Origin of the sequence: Paenibacillus sp. JSM ZJ436, from assembly GCF_044383795.1 — a bacterium.
GTDB classification, from domain to species: Bacteria; Bacillota; Bacilli; order Paenibacillales; family Paenibacillaceae; genus Paenibacillus_AQ; species Paenibacillus_AQ algicola.
Window position 1 is genome coordinate 1 of sequence record NZ_JBISEO010000028.1, and the last position, 23,619, is coordinate 23,619.

Below are 23,619 nucleotides of genomic sequence, written 5' to 3' on the forward strand. Positions count from 1 at the left end.
AATGAGTCTGCAAAGTTCTGGCTTAGTGTGCTCAATGAATTGAAGAATCGCGGTGTTCAGGACATTCTCATTACTTGTGTAGATAACCTTACAGGCTTCTCACAAGCGATTTCAGCTTGCTATCCCAACACGGAAATCCAAAAATGTATCATTCACCAAATCCGCAACTCCACCCGTTATGTATCCTACAAAGATCTCAAGAAGGTGACCTCGGATTTAAAGCCCATCTACAAGGCCACAACAGAGGACATGGCTCTGCTCGAATTGGATCGGTTTGAGGAGATCTGGGGCGCCAAATATCCACTCATTGTCCGTTCCTGGCGCAATAATTGGGAAGAACTCGCCACGTTCTTTAAGTACCCACCTGAGCTTCGTAAGCTCATTTATACGACCAATATGATTGAGAGCTACCACCGCCAACTCCGTAAAGTAACGAAAGGGAAAAGCATCTTTCCTACGGATGAATCGCTGCTCAAAATGCTCTATTTGGTGACGGTCGATGTCACCCGCAAGTGGACAGGCCGAGTCCAAAACTGGGGTCAGATCCTGCTTCAATTATCCGTCTTTTATCCTGAACGGATTGGCCAGCATCTGCCTTAAAGAGCATCTTCTTCTCTTAACATTAACAGGGGAACTCTTGATTTAGAGTTTACACAAACTTATTGACAGACCCCCCGATGGCGCAGATCAAATCGATCATCTTTAGATATATTATGACCTACTACAATAGACGGCGCATCTACACTACGAATCCAGGGGGCTGGCCCCCAACGATTTACCGTGAAAGAATGCTGTCACACGCAGCTTAGCAACAGGATTTCTTCATGAGTGTGTTTTCAGACTGCACTTTTCTTGACAACTCCATACCTTCCTCTGCCAATCTATTGGTTTACTAAGCACTTAATTAGATAATTAATCCAAACACTTGGGGCGCTGGGCAGCCCTATTTGAAGCTCATTTTTGCAGATCATCTGCTATCACAGCTAACCTTGAGCTAATTCCCTTGGATCTTTATAGCACCAATCACTCATGTACGGCATATTAGTAATATTATCTAAGTCCTCTAGGGTATAAAACCATTCTTCCTCTATCCATATTTTTGATGTCGGATAGATCTTAAGTATAGCGTGGAAAAATCGTAATAATAGATCTTCATTATCATCAAAATCGTCAGATACTACTGCTTTAAAATATTCATTATTAGTATCATCCCAATTAAAACTAACTAATTGATATTCATATGGTTCATCATACACACTAAAACTAAGAGTTCTTGAATAATCCTCTCTAAATGGCAAGTCACTTATATATACTCGTGTGTATTTTAGTGCCCCATCACTATCGAAACTTTCTTCATCACTATCAAAGAAAAGATTCTCTTCTACACATATCTTATTAAGATCTCTCAGCAAATCATTTGCTGGATTACTTTCCCCACGTTTAAATAATAAAAAAGATGACATCCCCATTATTTCAATACTCCCCCTAACTCTTCGAGCGAATTCACAACTTTTACACCTTTACTATTAATTTCTTGAATCATTTTAGCTGTTTGAGGATTTGAGATATCAATAATCTCATCAATATACAGTACAATCTCTCTACCCTCAAAATTAAAGAATTGAGAGTTACTTGGATTAACATACTTATCGATTTGATCCATTTTAACAGCAGACATTGACTTTTTAATTTCAATAATTTGATTGTGTGTCATGACATCAATATCTCCTGATGGTTTACCAGTAGATATATTGTCTAATTTTAAGCTGAACCCTATTACATCTACCTTTTGCTGAACGTAATCTCCAACTTTACCCTCAATAGCTTTACCAATATTGCTGCTATTCTTTGCACTTTCGATTGCGCTTGGAATATTCTTAGGGTTTTGTTCAACCCACATTATTTTATTACCGTACGGATTATCAAATTCAATTTCTACACCTTTATTCGTTTTCGTTTTTATTGGATCATTGAATTTCCCCCTTCCCTCAGCCACATCATCCACGGGCTTGCCCGCTTGTGCTGCTTCATCTCCAATGTCCGCCCCTTTACCTAACCCTTTGGACAACTTCCCCATCGGCCGGAACGCGGCTGCGAATGGAATCATCGAGGCTACGGTGAAGCCTTTCTGCATAAGTGACAATTCTTCATTTGTTATCATACTCCTGCCGGTGTAGAGCTCTATGAGTCCTTTCGCCGTGCCGACAAACGGGATCATATTCAGCGCAGTATCTGCCGTATCGCGGATTTTCCTATGGATCGGTTCATAGTGGTACTTGTAATTGACCTCACCTCTCATTCGGTTAAAATCCACAACATTTTGGGCATCTGGATTCGGAGAATTCCCCATCCATTCGAAGGTGACCGGATCATACCCTTCATCCACCGCATATTGCAGAAAGTCAGCTGCACTCCTCCGAGGATTATACAGTATTTCTGATCTCGTGAAAAATTCCTTAAGATTCTTATACTGCTCCAGCAGCTGGTCCAAATTCTCGGTGTTAACGGAAAGTTGGGACCCATTTTGTCCTGCAAAATAAACGTTTCCTTCTTCATCTTCCCGATACTCGCCTATTATATCCTCCAGCTTAGATGTACTGCTGAACTCAGCTACGGTCTGGCCATCTTTATCTACAAACAGCAAAGTACGATCGGGAGACTGGGCATTTGCTGCTGACAGCCCTTCCGCTCCCGCCGCTGACATTCCCTCAAATTTTGCGAGCATTAAAGAGTTTACGCCGTTCGGATCCAAATTGCTGTCCAAGGTTTTGAACTTGATTGCCGTACGTTTTAGCTCGAGGTGAACCTGCTGCATAAGCTCCAGGGTCTGATTGATTTCGCGGGCGGCCCGATGAAAATCACCGTAAAAACGCTCCCGGGTCATCCCTTCCCACTCCTCTGACATCTGGGAAAGGCTGTGGTTTAAAGCCTTATTCATCCTCTCGAGATGATGGGCACCCCGTTCAAACTGCTCAGCTACCTGCAGCAGCACTTCAGGAGGAACTAATATCCTTGACATATCATGACCTCTCCGTAAGTTTTAGATAACTACCTTTTTACCATATCTACTATTAACCGGGAAAGGGTACAAAGCCCTCTACTATTCCAAAATTTTCAAAATAGTATACCAATGAGACCTATACATATCATAAAATAGATTAGAAGCTAATCAAAGAAAGGAGCTGAACCGCCATGCGAGATATCACAAATCTCCAACGATCCATGAAGATCAGAGATATACTGTTTAATCAGACAGATGAAGAACATGAAATGTCTTAAGTGAAATTACAAATCAGCTCAAAATCCACTTTGGAAGTGATTATAAGGTATCCAGGAATACCATTAGAAACACTATAGATGATCTACGCGACAGCGGATTTCAGATTGAAGAAGCCAAGGACGCACAAACTGACTATTACTATCACCAGTACAGAAAATTCGAGGTTTACGAGCTTAGGATGCTGGTGGACGCTATCTCTTCCGTTAGATTTATCACAACACACGAGACCAAACTCTTAATAGAGAAAATCAAGACTTTAGCAAGCAGACACCAAGCCAGAAAGCTGCACCATCAACTCACGGTCGACCCCACTGTAAAAGCTCAAAATTCACAAGTCCGTTACTTCATTGATCACATCCACACTGCCATCAACGAGCGAAAAACACTCACTAGCTTTTGAGAAAAGAGATGATTCGGTCTTTAGAACTAAGACGTATATTCATTCGGAGTACAGAACAATCGCTCGGAGCCTGTTCAATGCTCAATCCTGGCTCAGCTAAGCTTGAACGGCATTTGACGCTTCAACTAAATACAGCAGGAACTGCTTCGGTATCTATTGAATCGCCGGATCCAACCATGCAGCAGTTCATTACGATCTTAAAAGGAATCTATGGTAAGCATAACTCGATCTCCGGACGTTTTTACATTTATAATTTGTTCAAGCTGCGAATACGCAGTCCATTCATGCTATAGATCAATTCGAATCTTTAGTACAATCCGGTGAATATGATGTCATAGAGTCCATTGTCCGGGTTAGTGAAATCCCGCTTCACCCTTGGTTTCTATTAGGATGGGGAGTGGAACAATATAACCATTAGGTCAATCTAAAGCGTATAAAGCAGGAGTGGTTAAGCCTTATTACTGAAGCTAATGTGCCGTACTTTGGGAAAAAGCACACCTGATATGACGACTATTATCAGCCATGTCTCTTATGTCCACCCACCGTTCTAAAATGGTGGACGATCTCATTCAGCAATACAATCAAGTCGTTATCCGCTTCTTCCATACAGCGGTTTCCCGTTCATGCGGTCAAACCGGATCTTGCGGCTTTTCCTGCAGACTTCTTCGCTACTATCCCTTCGTATGCAAGTCTCTGATGGTACGGGACGTCCCTTTTTTGCAGGGTTATCCGACTTCGATAGCCAACTTGGTCGCCGCTTGTCCGGGATTTACCTTCTGATTCTCCGCACGCTGCCTCGCGGCCAACGCACTACCAGTCAGTTCTGCACTTCCGCCATCTTTACGGCGTGCTCGGATCTTTCACCCGTTAGTACGATGCACCGCCAAGCGCACAAAAGCCGCTCCGAAACGGAGCGACTATTAAAAAATGAGCAGGAAGAGTTCATATTTCTTGGGAATGAGATGCCTAGGGTTATTTTGTTAATTCTAGCTTAAAACTTGCCTTGGGGCTTGAAGTAAAAGGCGACTCTTCTGTGAGAGGCGTAAACGGATTGGTTAGCATAATTACCCTTAGATTGTTTCCTTCTTTCGGATTTTCAACGGAAACCTTCATTTTCTTATTTTCCTGACTCGCCAGATCGTCGTAAATCTTTAAACTACCATTCATTCTCTCCTGCTTCCAATCAATGAGGCTGACCAAATAAAAATCCAAATGATCCTCTCCAAGATTACCGTAAACCAAATCGAACACTACCGTTTCTTTGCTCTCTGTCTGCAATAAGGCACTGTATAATTTATCGTGCTTATTGATCAGTAAACCTTCGACTCGTGATTCTGTTAAGTCTTCGCCTATTTGAGTCAACGAAGGGCGTTCCGTCGGTATCGAATTCATGTCTTTAAACAAATTAACTCTGACATTAAATATCCTCGAAAGTTCATCAGCCACAGTAAGATCATTTGAATCTATAACAATGTCTGAGTTCTCCATAATAATATAATCTACAGCATGAAATCCATCTTCAATATTCACCAATTTCACGAGCATGTTCGCTTCTTGTTGACTTTCGAGGTTAAAATGGTAGACCTTCTCTCGTTGGCCGTTCACTATAAATTCTTTCTGTTCACCGTTACTAAAAATGATAAGTGTAAAAGAACGGTCCATATTAGTCTTATTTCTAAATAGTATGTTCCTCAAGAAATCGTCTGTTTCTATTTCAAATGTCCGTTCCTTTTCAATTTGCATCTCTTGATCGTAAAAACCCAGTGAAAAACCTTGTTCTTCTCTGGCATTCGGCAGCATATTTTCTTCCAGATTATCTGGTTTGTTTTCGTTATCCCCTGAACATCCGGCAGCGATCAATAAAACAAGAATCATCAATGGCCAAGCTGTCCATTTAATCATCTACTCACATCCTAAGTTACAATAAGGAGGAAGGTGTTAACTCCCCCCGCCTCCCTATTTTATTAAATTAACCTTTACCAACCTGTTGAGTCTTTTCTAGTATTAGGATACATGAAGTTGAGGTACCAGTTGAATGAAACTGCGCTTGTGGAACTGGAAACTTGAAGGCTTTCCCCAACTCCGTTTTAGCATTCCAGTTTGGGGCTGCTGCTAAAAGCTTACTATTTTCTCCATTTGAAAGTGGGTTATAAGCCTTCTCTTGAACTAAAACAATATTTTCTTCTTCATCAACATAAGAGTATTCTTTAACAATAACGCCTTCTTCCTCACTGTTATCGGAAGCATAAACAGTAACTGAAAATGTCATACCAATAAAAATCATGCACTCATAAGTTTTTTAAACATTTTATACCAACGATCATCAAGACACACTTTCCTCCTTTTCTGTTTTTTTTGGTTACATACTATATAACAATAGTTTTAATAAAAGTTACGAAAAAATTTTAAAAACCTCAAAATCAGTGCTTGACTGTCTGCCCGTATACACTATTGTGAAATAAAGAACTACTCGTTCTAAAATCGTCCACTCCTAAAAGAAGCTGTTTGGCGTATTCTACTATGAGACGGGCCACGTACTCTACTGCGATGGTCAGCGATTGATACTCCAGCTTTTTATTCCCGTTCTGGACGCGGACTTCAATCCTATCTCCAAGGCAACATCGTGATGATCTTAGATAATGGCCGAAATCATCACCTTGAACAAGTACAAATCAAATTACAGGAGCATTCCCGGCTGCAGTTCGTTTTTCTGCCAAGGTATTCACCAGATTTCAATTTAATTGAAGGCCTATGGAAATTTCTATAAGAAGTTATATCACATTAGAATCAACATAGCTTGCCTTTATGAAACGGGTGATTTCCAGAGCAAACGAAGTTTATGACCAAATGTGTATTCGAATGTAATTCGAATGTAATTCAAAACTTCAGTCTTTCAATCGATGAGCAATAGTAACTTAACCGCGCTGAAGATCCTGAGAGAAGAATATATCCAGCTCAAAAACCGTTTAAACCGCATCCCTACGCACCTGGATTACTTGGAGCACGGCTCGATCGATCCGCTGATTTTCTCAGATGAGCACGGGAGCTATTATCATTTTTTGCAAAAGATTAAAGAGCCAGTTCCTTCACTAACCGATCAAGAGAAAAAGTATTTAATTATGCTGTCGGCGGAAGTGTTGAATGGTAAACGCAGGCATGAGATTGTTTTGCTGAGCCAGTTACTCACAGCGTGTCGTGTTACAGCCCAGGAATGGGTCCACGCTCTTGGTGAGCATAGATGTTCTGTGGATTCGCAAACACTGGATTCCGTGAAACGTGTGCTGGACATGTCCTTTTTCACAGAGCCGACAAGGAAGAAATATGGTGACAACCCCGTCGTCGTATTCACGGAGGCGCAGCAGTTTGTATTTCATCCGGTGTTGTCGCAGTCCATGCAGAACAATGAGTACTTTAGGGGCATGCTTGCCGATATCATCCAAACCGCTTCACATATCACGGAGCAATATGATTGCCATGAACACCTTACGCTCTATAAAAAGTATTCCCGGAAGGATTCCTGTAAGCTGCTCAATTGGCTGAGTGATGAAAGCTCCACCATGTATGGGTACAAGACGAAGTATCAGACCTGCCCCATCTTTGTCAGCTATCATAAGCATGAAGGGGTTGAAGCAAGCACGAACTATCAGGAGGAATTCATTTCTCCAGAGGTGTTGAAGTGGTCGACAAGAAGCAGACGAACTCTGGAATCGGAAGAAGTCCGAACAATCCTTGAGGCAGACGAGCGGGGAATCGACTTGCACGTATTCATCAAAAAGGACGATGCGGAAGGAACGGAGTTCTATTATTTGGGTAAAGCTCATCCCGATCCTCAAAGCGCGGTCCAGGGGTCTATGCTCGATAATAACGGCAAATTGATTTCTGTTGTGCATATGAATCTAGTACTGGAGCAGTCTGTGGATAGCAAGCTTTATAGGTATTTGACTTGAGAATTATGCACTAACGGACATTACTATTCTCCTCCGAATAATGCACCAAATGTGTAATCAGGGAATTCTGCTTCTTAGCTAACTTGCACTTGGATTTTGAGCGAGTACAAATCGATAAGTAGTACATTTTTCCAAGGAAATAGTTGTTTTTTTTGGAAATTACGCTAAAATAGGGATATGCATAGAGATATATTATCCAAATTAATACAGTAAAAAGTAATGCATATAAGTATTTCTGCTATAGAAGATTAGCGGGGTTTCCCTAGCTCAATCATATAAATGATTGAGCTTGATATTGGAAGGTACAGTTTTTTTATGTCTTCTTGAGGAGTTGTGTAGTTTCATGGAGTCAAGGAATCTTAAAAGCGTGAGAAAAACTAATAAAATGAAATGGATTTATCTCTCTTTATTAATCCTGATTATGATGGCTGGTGTTGGCTATCTTTTTAGAAAAGAATTATCTATATTTGCCTTTAATTCGCTACTAAAAGAAGATTTAAAAACAAGTCTAGATAAATCTTACAAAGCAGTAGGATACGAGGATAGCGATAATCAATCGTTCAAAAATGAACCTTTTTCCTTACTTCTTCTTGGGATAGATCAGCGCGGCAAAGAAGCCAGTAGATCAGATACTATCATATATTCAGTAATTCGCCCTAAAGATAATAAAGTATTATTAGTCTCTATCCCAAGGGACACTTACACTGAAATTATAGGAAGGGATGTAAAATCAAAGATTAATTCAGCTTTCGCCTATGGAGAGGAAAAAATGTCTATAGACACGGTTGAGAACTTGCTAAAAACAAAAGTTAATTATTATGGAACTGTAAACTTTAATGCAATCATAAATCTCGTCGACGCTGTTGGAGGAGTGAAGCTTCCTATCACAGAAGTGATTGAAAATAAAAATCCAGTACATATAAAATTGAGAATAGACCCTAACAAATTGATTTATGATGGCCAAGATGCTTTGAATTACGTTCGTTATCGTGAGGATTCTGACTTTAAACGTACTGAACGCCAACGTATCTTTATAAAATCCATGATGGATAAAGTGTTAGAACTGAAAAATATTACAAAAGTTCCTGACTTGATTGATATAGCTGGTTCTAACTTCACTACAAATATGCATCCTGATTTTATTTTTAGTTTAGCTGAAACCTTGTATTTAAATGATACGCCCCCTGATTTTGAAAGCTACATGTTACATGGTAACGGGAAAATGATCGGCAGCACTTGGTACTATGATGTTGATACGGAAGATTTAGATTATACACAAAACCTAATATCAAATTGGTTAGATAGCGAGATAGATAAAGAAAATCTTATGCTTCCTAATGATAAAAATTAGGGATAGAAATTAATGATAGACGGAACGAAGAAAGGCACCCCCACTAACTTTGATGTATCCAACACGAAATATACTAAGGAGCGTCAAAATCTTGGCGGGGATGAGCCTTGGTTCGGAACGAGTCCCCTTGTACAGCGTGGAGGCGCAGGAGTTTCTTGGATAAAACTTAGAAAAACGACCACAAATTTACTCATTTTTATATTACATTTAGATGTAGGAGGTGATGTGCTTGGAAGAGGATTTAATGAAATTGTTGGCGCCTATATTTCTTTCTCTGATCCTTACGATTGTTATTAGTGTGCGGGGTATTAAGCACGGCAGCTTAAAAACCCTATTGACTGCTACACTTTTAAACGGGGTTATTCTGCTTGCAGGGTTCATATGGCTCTGGAGCAGTGCTCCTGATGGACTCGCTCAGCTTGTACAAGCGGGTATTTACGGGATATCGTTTTTCTTTATTCTGGCAATAAATATAGGAATTGTCTTCATCGGCAAAAAAAATTACTCTAAACAAACTAACCGCGTAGTCCGGTGTCAGACCTGACTATGCGGTTTTAATATATTCATATTGATAAAACCTACAATTGCGCATCGTACCAGCGAGCAAACCCTGATTGGGCACTGCAGACGTTGGATGAGCCTTAATTTGTATTGCAAATTTTTATCCTCCAACTTCTGTTTTCATGCCAGGATTGTAAGTAATATCAAGCATCTCTTTCTCTTGTTTTGTAACTAAATTTTCAATGAATTTTTCAACATCATTTATGTCTTTAAATTGTTGTTTATCAAATTCGTTAAAAACAAAAATGACTTTTTGTTCAGAAATTTCCACTCCGATATGAGTCATTTTTATACCAGCATCATCAATTTCCTTCAATTTTGTTTTCAACTTATTTAAAGCCTGATTGAGATCTGACCTTGAGTATTCGACTTCTATGAATTTCACTTTATCTTTCAACTTTGTTTCAAGTTTTTCTTTCAGTTGTTTAGTATCTTCATTCTCTTCCTTTAAACCTACAATAATCTTTCCAGAATCTGTGTAAAAGATTCCATCCTGTGCAAATGGAATATTATCGTTGTAGACCTCTTTAACAATCATATTATATGTTTGAATATCTTTGGGTTGAATATTTGTTTCTTTGGTCTTCGTAGAGCTTTCACAGCCAGACATTAGTGCTAAACTGATTATTAAAGCTATCCCCATGCTTTTTTTTTAGCCATGTTTAAACCTCCCTATATATTCAATTACATTTAAACTAAATAATCCCTTTAAATATTAAAAACGCATTCCATCCTAAAAAGTCACAATTAAAAAATAAAGAAGGATAAAAGTCCTAATAAATAAGGTTTTTAAAATTAATCATTTAAACGGTGAACTAAAATAGTTATTACTGTATATACTACGAGTGATATAAGCATGATAAACACGATTACATCTTTTAATAGAAAATAAGATGCTGCAATCGCTGCTAGACCTATTACATTTAGGATGAGACATCTACTAGTTGATGACCAATTATTTTTTTTCATAACTAAATGAATCAATTTCATAATGCATTGCCGCCCATGTTTGCACTAACCGAAAATCTGCAATCAAATTTTTAAATTCTAGGCAGCCTGGGCTTGGTGCTGTTGGTTTAATCGGTCGTTAGCCAGTTTCATGGCGTTGTACGTTAACGTAACCAAGTTAAAGTGCGCTTTGGCCTTTTGTCCTGTCCGGTGCCGCACATTGTTTAATTGAAAATATTCTTTCAAGTATGCATTCACGCGCTCGACGGCAGATCGTTTCTTGGCCACTTCTTTCCATGACTTACTCCCTCGTGCAGGAGCAGAATACTTTCGTAGATCTATTGTGATCTTCATCTTGTAAACCTTCTGACATAGCGAATCCTGTGCCAAGGGACAGTTTTGACACTCTTTCGGTCGGACGTACTTTATCGTCTCGTACTTGGGATCATAGCTGTCGTATCGGTAGGCATGTTCTCTGACACAAGTCGGCGCGAAATGCTCGTCAAACCCTACAAGCTCAGGTTCTCGTCGTCGGTTGTACGCAATCACAGCTTGAGCTCCAGAAGAACGAACTTGCTTGTAAATGGGCTCGTAATCGTACCCCGCGTCCATGGCTGCATATTTGTAGGAGTAGGATTTGAATTGAGCCATAATTCCTTTCATTAAAGGAATCGCAGCCTTCCCATCGTTCAAGTTTCCTGAAGAGAGCAAGGCTCCCAGGATGTACTGGCTCCGGGTTCCGACTGCTAAATGACCTTTGTAGCCATACCAAAATACGTTTTTGCCTTCACTGCTTTTCTTGACGCCCCACTGAGGAGCCCGTGGCATTTCATTTCGTAAGGTATCGTAAGACTGACAAAGCTGAGCAGCAATTTCCTTTTCATAAATAGGCTTTTGTTCCTCTTCTTCTTGTTTTTTCCGTAACCAAGCTTCGCGCTCTGCCTTGGACTTTCGCCCACGTTTCTTGGGCTTCGGCTTTTCTTCCTGTTCTGGTTTTGCCGGCGCCTGATCGCGGGCTTCGATAGGGGTGCCGTCGATGGCAATCGTATCGTCCGAAATGAAACCCTCCGTCATCGCTTGCTGAACGACTTGTTCTTGCATCTGTTCCAGAGCTTCACTCTGACTAATTTTTTTGATTAATCTCGAATACGAAGCCGCAGAAGGGATCTTCTCGGCGAGGGTGAACCCGCAGTCTAATCGGAACAGGATATCTTCACGAAGCCGTTTGATTAAGTCCTTAATCGTTGGGATTCTTTCTACGATCCTAGCGATTAATGAATAAACCATAGCCTGATAATTCGCTTCAACAGGAGCCCCATAAAGAGACTTTTTACGAACTGCACGTAAAGCAGGAGTGATATCGACCGCAGAGAAAATCGCTTTAAAACGATCTTTTTGCTCCATTTCGTATAACACTTGAAGGGAAAATAAGCTCTCGTGTCGAATATATGGCATGGGAGTTCCTCCTTTGTCTCTGTGTTTTGGTCGTACTTAACACTTTCGAGATTTGGGGAGGTTCTCCTTTTTCTATGCTTGAAAAGTCAGTCAGGTCAAGGCTTGAAAATTATGAAATTGATTCACATAGGTAATTATTAGCAATGAATACGACAGGTTATTAGTTGAGCATTTTGCATAATTCTGTTTTTGAAAAATACGCCGTAGAATCCCTGGCAAATTTTGCAGCTTCACTGACTTGAAGGGCAAAAATGAGCAGACTTGCAGAATTTTCTGGCGAATCAAAAAAATTAAGCGGCAGCTTTCTTAGATTTACGAGCCATTGCTATCGCAGAAGCGAGCAATACAATGGCGTTCAGGTATTGGTGTGTTGTTACCTTCTGAATGCCCCAGACGTGCTTAGCATCTGCAATTAGATAGGTTTTCAATCGGGAATAACAGCGTTCCACACTTGTTCTTTCGTTATAGAGTTTCTTCCAGTATTTCGTGTCCCGATGTGGACTCGAATAGGGCCCTAAATCACTTCTCGTATCGACTTTGACGACCATTCCATAATTGGAAGCTGAGCATGACGCCTTGCCGAGTGGACAGTCGACCTTTCTTGTGGCGTAGGGACATCGAAACTTCAAGTGATCCCCATCAGCGCCCCAATAGGTCATCGGGAAATCCATTGAGCAGCAAGGCGTACCATTGGATGTCATACTTGCAGGCGGCTCCTTCTCATTGCGAAGATTCATCAGAATAATGGCTTGAGCCTTGACGTTCCGTGCTGCTTCATAATTTTTCAGTTGGTCATAACCAGCATCAAGTATAAAGAACTTCACTTTCGTCTCCTCAGCCACTTGCCTGATGAGTGACGGAGCCATATCCCCATCATTGACATGAGCCGGCGTAACACAGACGCCATCGGTAGCTCGCTTGCTGTGTCAACGGCAAGATGACGCTTGTAACCGAACCACTTGACCTTGTTGCCAAACGAGTCGAACTTCGCGCCCAGTTAGCGTTGCCAGTCTGTTCGCTTTTCCGTTTTGGCTGCTTCATCTCATAAGCATGAATCGCTGCAATACCGATCGCAACATCGCTTCCGTGGATGATTGCTTCCTCCTTACATTGCTCTACGAGATCTTCAAACAGACGCTTAGCTAGCCCCTTGCTGGTTAATTCAGCGAATACGCGACTTAATGTCGCGATCGAAGGAGCTTCACGGTCTAGTCGAACCCACATTGATAGCGAAAGCGAAAATCGAAATTTAAACGACGATGTAGTCCCGTAAATGTATCGATATTCTCAAGCGGTGCAACTAGCAGCGCACGAAGAATCCCTTGCCTGCAATGCCCGTCGGCACCTCGGGGTGAATGACTTCTCAATCTTTGGCGTAGGGGCGTAACAGGCGAGGTAATTGGCTCTGTTGAAGAACGTCATCGCAGCCGGGAATTTGTTGATTTCCTTAAGAAACCTGATGCGCATTACAAACCTGAATTGCGTATATAAATCGTGTTGGACAATCACTCTGCACACATATCTAAGGAAACAAAAGCTTATCTGGAAACAGTCACTGATCGATTTGAGTTCATTTTCACTCCTAAACATGGTTCGTGGTTGAATGTCATAGAAACATTCTTCGCTAAGATGACCAAACAAGTCCTACGACATATTCGTGTTAAGTCTAAAGCGGAACTCAAGGAACGGATTGAAAAGTATCTTCAAGAAGTCAATGAAAACCCTATTCCATTTCGATGGACATATGGCATACAAGGATAGCATAAAAAGAACGTTATTTTAGAATCTACCTAGTAGCCTTAACTCTTTGGAGAAAGGCGAACGTTACCTATTCCTATTTTGTAGAGGGATCCGACACGAGTTCGCCATATCTCTTTTTATCGAAAAACATCATTTCATACGTTCGCTAGGGTGCGAAATTGAGGTCAACCTCAGCTTCGGGTCGGCTTTTGCCATTTCCGCTATTATTGTTAATTTCGTTTCCATTTCTTCTCCACCCCAGTGTGCGGTAAATGTTTCCTTACCAAGTTCGATTTTGTATCGCCTGCCTTTCCTCCACCAGCATTACACCAGCTTCACAGGTACTATGCGGCGATCCGATTCCCTGACTGCCGTTTGGCATCCTTGCGTTTTACCGCTTATTTGCCATACTCCTGCAGTTGTTCCTAACGAGTACTTGACTTGCAGAAGAGCGTCAGGGCCTCCCGAGTTGCTGAGTAGTCATTGGTAAACATGCCTGGCTCTTAGACCCCGGGAAGCTTCTTCAGACTTGCCTTTTCGCCTGACCATGTATTGTCTTTCGATCAGTGAACACCGTCGACCTTCCCATTTTTCTAGATTTCGAGGCTCCATCACATTCAGGCCTGCATCCTGACAGTCTACGTTTAAACTGCAATGTTACCATTGCAGTTCCAAGACTCGCTATTGGTGGCGTGGCTTTCGCCTTTCCAAGCAGGCTTCTCACCTGCTAAACTACTGAACCTATGCTCGTTCGCTTCTCACCGACTAGCTACGCGCCATGCGTGGCGCACATAAAAAAACTCTCGAGATCAGATGATCTGAGAGTTTTTTAGTAGTTGGTGCACGTAGGGGGACTTGAACCCCCACGATTTCTCGCCAGATCCTAAGATTGGTGAGTACTTAGGAGGTGATTCGTTCCGCTCGAAACAGCGAAAAGCGTTATACTATCAGGTTTTCTCGCCGATTGCAAACATTTTTTCAAGAAAGTTTGTCCGCCGATTTTGCAAGGTTTAGCGAGCGCATATACCGCATTGTTTAGTGCAACCGATGCGCAGCATCCGCGCTAATCTTTCCCTCACTAATCCTTGACGAGGAAAGGATGAAAATCAGAATGAAAAATAATCAGGTTTATGACAGCCAATCGTTCATTTTACCAGAGAACGTTTCGCCGCGTGTGCAGTTCCGCGAAGCCTCCAAATTATACTTGCTCGACTACCGGTACCGCAATCTTGCACCAACCACCATTGATTTTTACAAATTTTTCATCTGCAGGCGTTCGAGCACTTTATGGATCACTTCAAGCTAGAGCTCAAAACGCTCGTTCCTGCCGATTTGAGTCAACGGATGATTCATTACATGCTCGATCAGAATTTAACCGCCAACACGATAAACGGCCGCATCCGCACCTGCCAAGGCTTCTTCAGATTTTTATGGCTGGACGGCATGATGGAAACGAATCTTGCCGATGGTCTCAAGGTCATCAAAACCAACAATCAGATGCTCTTCACCTTTACGGAGGATCAGGTTAGAACCGTGCTTGAGCAGCCCGACCAAACCACGTTCACCGGATTGCGCAATTATGCCATGATGCTGGTTTTGCTTGAAACGGGGATGAGAGTGATGGAGCTCACCAACATGAAGCTCCCGGATATTGATTTTCAAAATCAGAGCATTTGCATTCCAATGGGCAAAAGACGGAAGCCCCGTATCGTTCCTATTCAAGTTACTTGTATGAAGACGTTTTTAAAGTATATCCAGGAACGCGGCTCACTACCCTTAGATGAGGTTTGGATTACATTAAACAACAAACATTGCGAAAAGCTGCCATTGAAAAAATTGTCCGCGACCACTACATAAGGCAGCGCTTCAGGGTGTACGAGGCTCCTGCCACACCTTCCGGCATACGATGGCCAAAATGTACCTTTTGAATGGCGGGGACATTCTTATATGGTGAGGCACGTCATTCAAGGTGAATTGTCATGAACGAACCGTGGAAGCGGATGGTCTATGATCGGGAAGCGAATATCTGGTTTATCCAGCTCGAGGAGAAGGCGTATCCCATTTATTGCGGGGAATGTTTCGAACTTCGTTAGTGGCATCCCATCCCGAATAGAACTTGATCGTTATTGTTACGTGATTATGAGAGAGGCCCGGTTTAATTTGAGAAATAAAGATAGTTATCAAATTCGGTTTGTTTAATGGAATGGGAAAGCCATGAAAATCTCGGCTTTCCCATTTATCGATTCCTATTGGACAGCATTACAGGCAGGTCTTGGACAACTGATACGGTCGTTTTTCGGACATTATGGAGTGGCATTAACACTATTAATAAGACATATCCACTTAAAGGGGAGCATGCTCGAATACGGATGGCCAGCTTCTTTAATGTGTTACATTTGATGAAAACGCTTCTCTTGAAGAGCAGAGAAGACAAAGTAATTACCAAAGGCAATGGATAAATTCTAGGGGAATATCCATGATCGGATGGGACAGGTCATCCTCTTGGGTACAAGCAGCAAGAAGATGTTTTGAATCCAAATGATCGCTGTAAAAATAATATCCTCCAGCCTGAGGCGAATGCCAGTAACGATTTTGGTTGTGCTTAAAGGAGAATGAATTCAAAGGAATGGACAACCCCATCCCCCTTGCTTTGATATAGCTTTCCTTCAAGGTCCAGAGCCTGAAGAAATATTCCGTTCTTTCGTTATCATCCTTGTTTAATAGATCCATATATTCATCACGACAGAAAAAGCGTTCCGCAATATTCATATGGGCCGTCCCTATCTTTTCTACGTCTACTCCGATTTCCGAACCGGCAGTGTTCCAAATTAAGGAAATCCAATCACCGGAATGGGATAGGTTAAACGAAAAGAGCGGTTGATCAAGAAGATAAGGCTTCCCATATGGATGATAACCGAATCGGATCTGTTCATTAGGCAGATTGTACTCCATAGATACGATGGCCCGAACAAGTAAGTCTCCCAATAATGAACGATAAGCATCGATAGGCCTATGGAACCTTTTGATTTTATCGATTTTCTCGGCGCTTGCCTTTTGGAGAAGCATCTCCAAATATTGCGGGTCCAAGGAATCAGGCACCCTTAATACCGTAATCCGCGTCGTCATTTGGCAGGAGCAATTTCATCGAGGGCAAAATAACCGTTATAGCCCTCCATATAAATGGCTGCCCTGTGGCCGAACATCACCATCGCTTCTGTTCTGGTTCTTAAGTCTTCGTACCCCTGGCATTTTATCTTCGTCCCGATGGGATAAGCTTTATTCCAGTCCGCGACTTTTTGATAGGTAACTGCAATTTTGCGGGCAAATGCCGTTCTGCCTTCCGTCTCCTCTTCCGGATCAACCTTAGACTCAGTGCCGGCCCCTTCCGCTTGAACAGCATGGACTGGGATTGCCAGGGCTTCCCCTTTGATCTTATCGATCAGCTTGGTCAATACATTGCCGGGGCCCAGTTCCTCAAACACCATGTCCCCTTGGCTCACCAAGTATCGTATGCTGTCTGTCCAACGTACGGAAGATCGCAACTGATTGGCTAAGTGGGGAATAACGTCTTTCGGATCATACGGCTTGGCCGTGACATTCGAAACCACGGGAATGGCAAGCTCCGCAAACGTAAATTCCTTCAAATATTCCTCGAACTCTTCCTTGGCTCCCTGCATGTGCCTAGAATGAAAGGCGGCACTGACATTTAGCGCGATAAAGACGGCTCCTTCCCGTTCGAAGACCGGCTTGGCACTCTCAATATCGGCCACCAAGCCCGAGATGACGATCTGCGTATTCGAGTTCAAATTCGCAATATCGATCTCCGCCAACCCGTGTCGGCTGAGCACCTCTTTGATTTTCTCCTCGGTAAGCCCGATTACAGCCGCCATGGCCCCGCCGGAAGCCCGGTTCATAAGCTCCCCCCTTTTTTTCACCAGCTTCAAGCCCGTTTCGAAATCGAAGCCTCCGGCGGCCAGGATGGCATTGTACTCGCCCAAGCTGTGTCCAGCCAGGAAATCCGGCTTGCTGTTCATCTCCTTGAGCTTCTTATAATAGGATAGGGCATTGACTACGTATAAGGCTGGCTGCGTATACTGGGTAAAGTTCAATTTTCCATCCGGATTATCAAGACAGAGTGTCTTGATGGAATAACCTAGGATCGAGTCGGCTTGGGCAACCAGATCTGGGAACTCTGCAAACAGCTTCTCGCCCATCCCTTTCGTCTGGGAGCCTTGGCCAGGAAACACATATGTTCTCATATCATTCTCCTATTCTAGTTATTGTTCGATAGCGGGAATAATATAATTCTCAAGAAGCTCCCACCGGTCGATAATCATCTTGTCGGACTTGGATAAAATAGTGACGACCAACTCTTTCTCAGGAATGCAGTAGAGATACGTGCCACCGATTCCAACCCCAAAATACGATTCGATGCCCTTGTCTTCCCGAAGCCACCACAAATAGCCGAAGTCCTCGGAATGCTGCTTGATGGACTCTTCAATCCATTTGTCGGAGATGATCTGCTTATCCTCCCACTTGCCCCGATTTAGATACAGCTGTCCGAAACGGACCAGATCCCGCAGAGTTAAGGTAAGTCCCCAGCCTCCCGTATTGAAATCCTGAGGATCCTTGATCCAACCGGTGAGGTTATTCCCAAACACGTCGTCCTTGGAGAAGGACTTCATTTTTTGATCCGCTATTTCCCTTATGCCGAGAGGTTGAAACAGATGCTTGATTGCAAACTCGCGAGCAGACAGCCCTGTGCTCTTGGTGAGGATGGCCGACAGCAGATGCGCGCTTGCCAAACTGTATTGGAACTCGGCTTTTCCTTTCGAAGCCACTGTATCAAGGATATAGAGGGTCCAGTTCTTTTGCCTTCTTAGCCGATCCAAGGGCTCGCTCCCCTTCCAGCCGTAGGGCACCGTCATGGTGAGCAGATGTTTAATCGTGAGCGAGCGTTTCAGCACGTCGCCAGCCCGGCTTGAGGCATCCGGAAAAAAGTCTAATACCTTCTGGTCTACGCTTTGGATATGCCCCTTATCTATGGCAATTCCAATCAGAGCAGACATAATACATTGAGTAACAGAGGTAAGGTCGTGGCTGTTCTGAGCGTCGAAGCCCCGAAAATATTTCTCATACACGACGCTTCCCTTCCGAACAACGGCAATGCCATGAATAATCCCCAGTTGAAAGTTTAACGCATTATCCAGTTCTTTCAGCTTATCCGGCAGCATGCCGACGGTTGCCGGGTCCTTAATTTCCCAATCAATCACATGGTTCATCTCAGCCTATGTCCTCCTTATATTCGATTTCGTTCCTTTGTGCTATACAGTGATTTCTTCGTTCTCTACTCAACATTCAAATATTTTCCGGTGATAGAATTCGGATTTTGCTTCATAGCTTGAGGCGTTCCCTCCGCAATAACCCTTCCTCCGCCTTGGCCGCCTTCTGGTCCCATCTCGATAATCCAATCGCAAGACTCCAGAACCTCATGATTATGTTCAATAACGATTACGGAATTGCCGCTCTCCACGAGTTCATTCAATAGCGTGATGAGTTGGGCCGTATCATACAGGCTTAGCCCTGTCGTAGGCTCATCCAGCACATACAGGATATTGCCCTTCCTTTGCTTGCCGATTTCCTTGGACAGCTTGAGCCTTTGCGCTTCTCCTCCGCTCATGGTGGAGGTCGGCTGGCCTAAGGAAATGTACCCCATGCCGATTCGTTCCATAACTTTTAAAGTGGAGACAATAGGCTTGTTGTCCTCAAACAGCAAGACGGCATCCGAAACCTGCATATCCAGAATTTCAGTAATCGTCTTCCCCTTGTATTTCACCTGCAAAGCTTCGTCGTTGTATCTTTTCCCTTTGCACTTTCCGCAGATCGTGTACATCTTCATGCTAACTCCTGGAAAAACCTCTTTGCGGCCGTTCCCCCCGCATTCCGGGCAAGCCCCTTCGGAATTGAAGGAGAAGTGGCCCGCGGACAATCTCAACCGTCTTGCTTCGGGCTGATCAGCAAACAGCTTGCGAATTTTGTCCCATATTTTCAAGAAGGTTACCGGGTTCGAATTGATATTTCTTCCAATAGGGGCTTGCGATACCTCCGTGAAGCCCGAAAGATGCCCCACCCCGTCCAGCCGTTCCGCTATCGTTTCGATCAGTGTGGAGTCGTCTTCATACTCCGCTGCGGCTTCCTCTGTATTCGCCGAGCCGTTTTTGGTTTGATCGCGAAAATGATTTTTCAGCAAAGGGATTAACGTATTCGAAATAAGGGAGCTTTTTCCGCTTCCGGACACGCCTGCAATACCAACGATACCTCCTAGCGGAAAGGATACCGTGACATCTTTCAGACTGTTTGTCTTAGCATGGTGAATGGTCAGTCGGGGCAACTTCTTATCCTCAGGAGTACTCTTCTTTATCCTTCTGATCGGCATTTTGGCTTTACCGGAGAGATACTGACCGGTTAACGACTGTTCGCACTGCAGCAGCCCCGCGTAATCCCCCTCATAGATAACCCGGCCGCCTTCAACACCGGCTCTAGGTCCGATATCGATAATATGCTCCGCCATTTCGATGGTACGTTTATCATGCTCTACGACGATCACGGTGTTCCCCAATTCCTTTAGCGCATAGATCGATTTCAGCAACTCGGCTTTTTCGGATTCGTGGAGGCCGACTGTCGGTTCATCGAGAATATAAATCAACGACTCCATCTTTGACTCCAGATGAGAATTCAAATATAACCGCTGGATCTCCCCTCCGCTCAACGATGACATCTCTCTGTAGAGAGACAGATGCCCAAGACGAGCCAAAAGCAGCGAATTGGTCTTGCGAAAAATGTCCTGAAGCATATTTTTGCCAAATTGGGTCAATTCTCCTTGCTCCAAGGTGGACTCAAAAAATTCCTTAACCTCCGATAGCGTCATTTTCCCAACTTCGCCGATATGTTTGCCGTTGATCAATACTCTGCGCGCTTCTTCCCCAATACGGAATCCATGGCATTCCGGGCAAGCCATCAATTCATAGAGCCCGTTCATAAACTCCCCTTTTTTATGGCGGCCTTGCAGGATTCTAGATAGGCAAAAGCTTTGGTTATCGCTGTTGTTATTCACATAATGGCCATTGATCACTTCATCTTTGATTTCTTCGGGTAATTGGGAATATGGCATATCCATATATTCTTTCAAGTTTCTCTCCAATACCCTGCCGATTCCCGGGGTTACTCCAATCGATTCGAATATTTCCCTTACCGTAATACGATCATTCGGGGCCAGCTTCTCCATATTGACATTGTAATAGGCCCCCCGGCCGGAGCACTTCATACACATTCCATTGGCATTGTTATAGGAGAAGTAACCTAATTCCAGGCGCTCCTCCTCATTCCCGCATTGTCTGCAGATTAAATCGTCGCCAACCGGCGTATCGCATTCGGAGCAAAGCATCCGTCCCTCACTGGAATATAGAAGGCTGAGCAAACTCAAAATATGGGTCCTCGAACCGACAGTTGACCGGGGGTTGCTTTGGCGAACGATGCTCTGCTTCACTGCAACCGTCGGGCCTATGCCGGAGATGCTGTCGAACTTCCGCTCCTCTTCGAGTCCTGGGAACATGCCAAGAGACTGAAGATATTCCCGGCGCCCTTCCTCGAAGATAATATCGAACATCAGGCTCGACTTGCCTGACCCGCTAACCCCCGTCGCGACGATTAGCTTATTCTTCGGGATGGTTATATCAATATCTTTGAGGTTGTGAATCCGGGCGCCGCTTATATGGATGCTCTTCATTTAAATCTTCTCCCAACTTTGTAATATCCTTCATGAATTGTATACATCAAACTAAAAAAAAGTTCAAGTAAACGAACCTAACAATTTTATAAGCTGGAAATATATGTAACCCATTGCTCATGAAAAAATCCCCCTTCCGCATACGATAAATTACACCAATCGTCTGCTTTAGGGGGCCCAATCATCGATCAGAAATCAACTTACGGTATACTCTTCTATTAACAACGATGCTACGTATTCATCGGACAGAGACTCTTCCGAGTACAGCTTCCGGCAAAATGCGGTAATCGCCTCCTGGGATTGGGGTTCAGTCAGAAGCGTCAAGTGATTGGATGCTTCTACCTTTAACGTGTTTAATCCTGGCAGCTTCTCCTTCCACTGCTCGGAAAAGCTGCGGTAATCATACACACGCCCTTTATCGACGATCCGGAAATAGGATTCGTCTTCTCCGAACAACGCTCCCTGCGGATTGCAGAAATAGTAGCACTGAACAGAGTCCGGATCAGCCAGCGGCAATGCCTCATACATGGTAGTACTCATATCCAGCGTATGCAAAATCTTCTCCAACTGAATAATGGATCTCCGCAATTGGTTTGCTGACTTCACGCTTCCCTTTTCCAAAGCCAACATGACTAGATGCTCCAAAAAAGCTTCGTCGTCAAGCTCCACGTTCAATGCGGTATCCGGAATCAGCACTAATTCTTCTGTTGACGAGAACGCGAGCAGCAGATTAACAGCCCTGAACATTCGGTCTTTCTTCAAATGAAGGGTAGGAATGTCCTTCCAATCCTTCCTCATCGTGTCATCCACATAAATGGATTCCAGCATGAGGATCGAATTCACAGCCTGCCCCATCTCTTGCAACTGACGAGCCGCTTCATACCGAAGGCGCCATAGGTGTAGCGGTCGGTGACGTCGCCTTCTTCATCTGTGATCCGTGTCGTACTGCCGCGCAGATCGTAATGGTAGCTTTGGTAGCGCCCGTCTGCGCTCTCGCGGCCAATCAGGCCGAGCCCGTAGACATGGGCGGCGCTCACTCTGCCCGCCTCATCGGCCTCCAGCAGCAGCTGGCTGTACTCTGCATGCGGATTCACCACATAAAGAGTGGTCTGGCCCTTCACGTTCATCCAGGTCCGCTCGTTCTCTGCATTATAACCATACGTAATACTGCCGGTCTGGTAAGAGAATCCTCCTAAGTCTAATTAGTTAAAAAGAACTAGAGGTTTTCCCCTAGTTCTTTTATTTCAACTTCATGATTTGATGAAATCTACGCAAACATCATGTAATTGGATATTTTCCTTCAAGGACTTTTTGCTTTCTTTTTCAATGATATCTAACTGGAGAGTATCTTTTGTGTAACCGTCAATAAGCTCCATTATGCTATATATAGTGTCATAAGTTACATCATACAATAGCCTCTCAGCATTTTCACAACTACTTTTACTCACAGCAGTCTGAACTACCTCTTCTTGAATTTCCTGTAGAGTATTGAAAAATAATTCTTGGCTAGGACTCAACTTTCTCATACAAGCCTCCCTTTATCAATTACGATATTTACCATTATATAAGTATTGGAGTTGTCAAGAAAAGTGCAGTCTGAAAACACACTCATGAAGAAATCCTGTTGCTAAGCTGCGTGTGACAGCATTCTTTCACGGTAAATCGTTGGGGGCCAGCCCCCTGGATTCGTAGTGTAGATGCGCCGTCTATTGTAGTAGGTCATAATATATCTAAAGATGATCGATTTGATCTGCGCCATCGGGTGGTGTTCGGTTTTAATCTTATACAGCTTTTCTTTCTTTAACGTAGCAAAGAAGCTTTCCATTCTCGCGTTGTCATAGCAACGCCCTGTGCCGCTCATACTCTGAATGGCACCGTGTTTAGCCAGACACGCTCGGAATGCCTGACTTGTGAATTGGCTGCCGCGATCGCTGTGAACAATCATGCCGCGCGCGTTTCTTGCCTTGCACGCGTTCTCAAATGCTTGGATGCAGAATTCCTTGCGCATGTTGTCGTCCATGGCGAGGCCGACGATCTCTCCGTTGTAACCATCCAGCACCGCGGACAGATAGAGTTTGCCATCCGAGCAAGGAACTTCGGTGATATCCGATAGCCACTTTTGGTTCGGTGACGAGGCGCTGAAGTCTCGTT

General features: G+C 43.4%; 23 protein-coding genes and 1 pseudogene. 9 read left to right on the forward strand and 15 right to left on the reverse strand.

Annotated elements, in window-relative coordinates:
* Positions 1 to 600, forward strand: a 600-nt coding sequence (locus ACH6EH_RS19595) for an IS256 family transposase (protein ID WP_397333506.1), incomplete at its 5' end; no start/stop codon positions are given.
* A gap of 383 nt (positions 601 to 983) precedes the next feature.
* On the opposite strand, the gene ACH6EH_RS19600 is transcribed toward ACH6EH_RS19595, so the two are convergent.
* Together ACH6EH_RS19600 and ACH6EH_RS19605 are read right to left on the reverse strand one after the other, a co-directional pair.
* Positions 984 to 1,469, reverse strand: a complete 486-nt coding sequence (locus ACH6EH_RS19600; RefSeq protein ID WP_208204563.1) for a hypothetical protein — start codon at positions 1,467 to 1,469, stop codon at positions 984 to 986.
* Positions 1,469 to 3,019, reverse strand: a complete 1,551-nt coding sequence (locus ACH6EH_RS19605) for a pre-toxin TG domain-containing protein (RefSeq protein WP_397333507.1) — start codon at positions 3,017 to 3,019, stop codon at positions 1,469 to 1,471. The genes ACH6EH_RS19600 and ACH6EH_RS19605 overlap by 1 nt, the downstream gene beginning before the upstream one ends.
* A gap of 738 nt (positions 3,020 to 3,757) precedes the next feature.
* Here ACH6EH_RS19605 and ACH6EH_RS19610 point away from each other — a divergent pair.
* On the forward strand, positions 3,758 to 3,973 hold the full coding sequence (locus ACH6EH_RS19610) for a hypothetical protein (protein ID WP_397333508.1): 216 nt from the start codon (positions 3,758 to 3,760) through the stop codon (positions 3,971 to 3,973).
* A 679-nt stretch (positions 3,974 to 4,652) separates the two neighbouring features.
* Here the strand turns inward: ACH6EH_RS19610 and ACH6EH_RS19615 are convergent.
* Positions 4,653 to 5,582 carry a hypothetical protein gene (locus ACH6EH_RS19615; RefSeq protein WP_397333509.1) on the reverse strand — a complete coding sequence of 310 codons (930 nt, stop codon included), beginning with the start codon at positions 5,580 to 5,582 and terminating at the stop codon, positions 4,653 to 4,655.
* Positions 5,583 to 5,649: 67 nt separating this feature from the next.
* Positions 5,650 to 5,964, reverse strand: coding sequence for a hypothetical protein (locus tag ACH6EH_RS19620; protein WP_397333510.1), 315 nt, complete (start codon positions 5,962 to 5,964; stop codon positions 5,650 to 5,652).
* A gap of 273 nt (positions 5,965 to 6,237) precedes the next feature.
* Between ACH6EH_RS19620 and ACH6EH_RS19625 the strand changes: the two genes are divergently transcribed.
* The 5 genes from ACH6EH_RS19625 to ACH6EH_RS19645 all read left to right on the forward strand — a co-directional run bounded on the left by ACH6EH_RS19625 (position 6,238) and on the right by ACH6EH_RS19645 (position 9,522).
* A complete protein-coding gene (locus tag ACH6EH_RS19625; protein WP_397333528.1) occupies positions 6,238 to 6,447 on the forward strand; it encodes a transposase in 210 nt (69 codons plus the stop codon).
* Between the two features lie 133 nt (positions 6,448 to 6,580).
* The gene (locus ACH6EH_RS19630; RefSeq protein ID WP_397333511.1) at positions 6,581 to 7,627 is read left to right on the forward strand and encodes a DUF3427 domain-containing protein; all 1,047 of its coding nucleotides are present in this window, start codon (positions 6,581 to 6,583) and stop codon (positions 7,625 to 7,627) included.
* Between the two features lie 367 nt (positions 7,628 to 7,994).
* On the forward strand, positions 7,995 to 8,978 hold the full coding sequence (locus ACH6EH_RS19635; RefSeq protein WP_397333512.1) for an LCP family protein: 984 nt from the start codon (positions 7,995 to 7,997) through the stop codon (positions 8,976 to 8,978).
* A 12-nt stretch (positions 8,979 to 8,990) separates the two neighbouring features.
* Positions 8,991 to 9,275, forward strand: coding sequence for a hypothetical protein (locus ACH6EH_RS19640; RefSeq protein WP_397333513.1), 285 nt, complete (start codon positions 8,991 to 8,993; stop codon positions 9,273 to 9,275).
* The gene (locus ACH6EH_RS19645; protein ID WP_397333514.1) at positions 9,208 to 9,522 is read left to right on the forward strand and encodes a hypothetical protein; all 315 of its coding nucleotides are present in this window, start codon (positions 9,208 to 9,210) and stop codon (positions 9,520 to 9,522) included. The genes ACH6EH_RS19640 and ACH6EH_RS19645 overlap by 68 nt, the downstream gene beginning before the upstream one ends.
* Before the next feature lie 117 nt (positions 9,523 to 9,639).
* Here ACH6EH_RS19645 and ACH6EH_RS19650 read toward each other — a convergent pair whose 3' ends face one another.
* From ACH6EH_RS19650 to ACH6EH_RS20265, 3 genes and pseudogenes are all read right to left on the reverse strand, one after another.
* On the reverse strand, positions 9,640 to 10,149 hold the full coding sequence (locus tag ACH6EH_RS19650) for a hypothetical protein (protein ID WP_397333515.1): 510 nt from the start codon (positions 10,147 to 10,149) through the stop codon (positions 9,640 to 9,642).
* A 437-nt stretch (positions 10,150 to 10,586) separates the two neighbouring features.
* Positions 10,587 to 11,942, reverse strand: coding sequence for a transposase (locus ACH6EH_RS19655; protein ID WP_397333516.1), 1,356 nt, complete (start codon positions 11,940 to 11,942; stop codon positions 10,587 to 10,589).
* A gap of 290 nt (positions 11,943 to 12,232) precedes the next feature.
* Positions 12,233 to 13,329 (reverse strand): annotated as a pseudogene (locus ACH6EH_RS20265) (transposase); the annotation flags it as partial.
* A 107-nt stretch (positions 13,330 to 13,436) separates the two neighbouring features.
* Between ACH6EH_RS20265 and ACH6EH_RS19670 the strand changes: the two are divergent.
* Positions 13,437 to 13,703, forward strand: a complete 267-nt coding sequence (locus tag ACH6EH_RS19670) for a transposase (protein ID WP_397333519.1) — start codon at positions 13,437 to 13,439, stop codon at positions 13,701 to 13,703.
* 1,266 nt (positions 13,704 to 14,969) lie between these two features.
* The gene (locus ACH6EH_RS19675) at positions 14,970 to 15,539 is read left to right on the forward strand and encodes a tyrosine-type recombinase/integrase (protein ID WP_397333520.1); all 570 of its coding nucleotides are present in this window, start codon (positions 14,970 to 14,972) and stop codon (positions 15,537 to 15,539) included.
* A 582-nt stretch (positions 15,540 to 16,121) separates the two neighbouring features.
* Here ACH6EH_RS19675 and ACH6EH_RS19680 read toward each other — a convergent pair.
* The 8 genes from ACH6EH_RS19680 to ACH6EH_RS19715 all read right to left on the reverse strand — a co-directional run.
* Positions 16,122 to 16,769 (reverse strand): 4'-phosphopantetheinyl transferase family protein, encoded by a 648-nt coding sequence (locus ACH6EH_RS19680; protein ID WP_397333521.1) that lies wholly within the window; start codon positions 16,767 to 16,769, stop codon positions 16,122 to 16,124.
* A gap of 35 nt (positions 16,770 to 16,804) precedes the next feature.
* Entirely contained in the window at positions 16,805 to 17,941 is a 1,137-nt protein-coding gene (gene fabD / locus ACH6EH_RS19685; RefSeq protein ID WP_397333522.1) for an ACP S-malonyltransferase, read from the reverse strand.
* An 18-nt stretch (positions 17,942 to 17,959) separates the two neighbouring features.
* Positions 17,960 to 18,964 (reverse strand): serine hydrolase domain-containing protein, encoded by a 1,005-nt coding sequence (locus ACH6EH_RS19690; RefSeq protein ID WP_397333523.1) that lies wholly within the window; start codon positions 18,962 to 18,964, stop codon positions 17,960 to 17,962.
* A 65-nt stretch (positions 18,965 to 19,029) separates the two neighbouring features.
* Positions 19,030 to 21,468: an excinuclease ABC subunit UvrA gene (locus ACH6EH_RS19695; RefSeq protein ID WP_397333524.1), complete on the reverse strand. Its 2,439-nt coding sequence runs from the start codon at positions 21,466 to 21,468 to the stop codon at positions 19,030 to 19,032.
* A 195-nt stretch (positions 21,469 to 21,663) separates the two neighbouring features.
* Positions 21,664 to 22,296, reverse strand: a complete 633-nt coding sequence (locus tag ACH6EH_RS19700; RefSeq protein WP_397333525.1) for a hypothetical protein — start codon at positions 22,294 to 22,296, stop codon at positions 21,664 to 21,666.
* Between the two features lie 11 nt (positions 22,297 to 22,307).
* Positions 22,308 to 22,562 (reverse strand): hypothetical protein, encoded by a 255-nt coding sequence (locus tag ACH6EH_RS19705; protein ID WP_397333526.1) that lies wholly within the window; start codon positions 22,560 to 22,562, stop codon positions 22,308 to 22,310.
* Between the two features lie 156 nt (positions 22,563 to 22,718).
* Complete coding sequence (locus ACH6EH_RS19710) at positions 22,719 to 22,994, reverse strand: hypothetical protein (protein WP_208204741.1); 276 nt, start codon at positions 22,992 to 22,994, stop codon at positions 22,719 to 22,721.
* A 101-nt stretch (positions 22,995 to 23,095) separates the two neighbouring features.
* Positions 23,096 to 23,619, reverse strand: a 524-nt coding sequence (locus tag ACH6EH_RS19715; RefSeq protein ID WP_397333527.1) for an IS3 family transposase, incomplete at its 5' end; no start/stop codon positions are given.

Excerpts from the sequence above, each read along its gene's own strand:
- ACH6EH_RS19600 (WP_208204563.1), bottom strand. The coding sequence starts at position 1,469 with ATGGGGATGTCATCTTTTTTATTATTTAAACGTGGGGAAAGTAATCCA.
- ACH6EH_RS19605 (WP_397333507.1), bottom strand. The coding sequence starts at position 3,019 with ATGTCAAGGATATTAGTTCCTCCTGAAGTGCTGCTGCAGGTAGCTGAG.
- ACH6EH_RS19610 (WP_397333508.1), top strand. The coding sequence starts at position 3,758 with ATGCTCAATCCTGGCTCAGCTAAGCTTGAACGGCATTTGACGCTTCAA.
- ACH6EH_RS19615 (WP_397333509.1), bottom strand. The coding sequence starts at position 5,582 with ATGATTAAATGGACAGCTTGGCCATTGATGATTCTTGTTTTATTGATC.
- ACH6EH_RS19620 (WP_397333510.1), bottom strand. The coding sequence starts at position 5,964 with ATGATTTTTATTGGTATGACATTTTCAGTTACTGTTTATGCTTCCGAT.
- ACH6EH_RS19630 (WP_397333511.1), top strand. The coding sequence starts at position 6,581 with ATGAGCAATAGTAACTTAACCGCGCTGAAGATCCTGAGAGAAGAATAT.
- ACH6EH_RS19640 (WP_397333513.1), top strand. The coding sequence starts at position 8,991 with ATGATAGACGGAACGAAGAAAGGCACCCCCACTAACTTTGATGTATCC.
- ACH6EH_RS19650 (WP_397333515.1), bottom strand. The coding sequence starts at position 10,149 with ATGTCTGGCTGTGAAAGCTCTACGAAGACCAAAGAAACAAATATTCAA.
- ACH6EH_RS19655 (WP_397333516.1), bottom strand. The coding sequence starts at position 11,942 with ATGCCATATATTCGACACGAGAGCTTATTTTCCCTTCAAGTGTTATAC.
- ACH6EH_RS19675 (WP_397333520.1), top strand. The coding sequence starts at position 14,970 with ATGGATCACTTCAAGCTAGAGCTCAAAACGCTCGTTCCTGCCGATTTG.
- fabD (WP_397333522.1), bottom strand. The coding sequence starts at position 17,941 with ATGAGAACATATGTGTTTCCTGGCCAAGGCTCCCAGACGAAAGGGATG.
- ACH6EH_RS19690 (WP_397333523.1), bottom strand. The coding sequence starts at position 18,964 with ATGAACCATGTGATTGATTGGGAAATTAAGGACCCGGCAACCGTCGGC.
- ACH6EH_RS19695 (WP_397333524.1), bottom strand. The coding sequence starts at position 21,468 with ATGAAGAGCATCCATATAAGCGGCGCCCGGATTCACAACCTCAAAGAT.
- ACH6EH_RS19700 (WP_397333525.1), bottom strand. The coding sequence starts at position 22,296 with ATGCTGGAATCCATTTATGTGGATGACACGATGAGGAAGGATTGGAAG.
- ACH6EH_RS19710 (WP_208204741.1), bottom strand. The coding sequence starts at position 22,994 with ATGAGAAAGTTGAGTCCTAGCCAAGAATTATTTTTCAATACTCTACAG.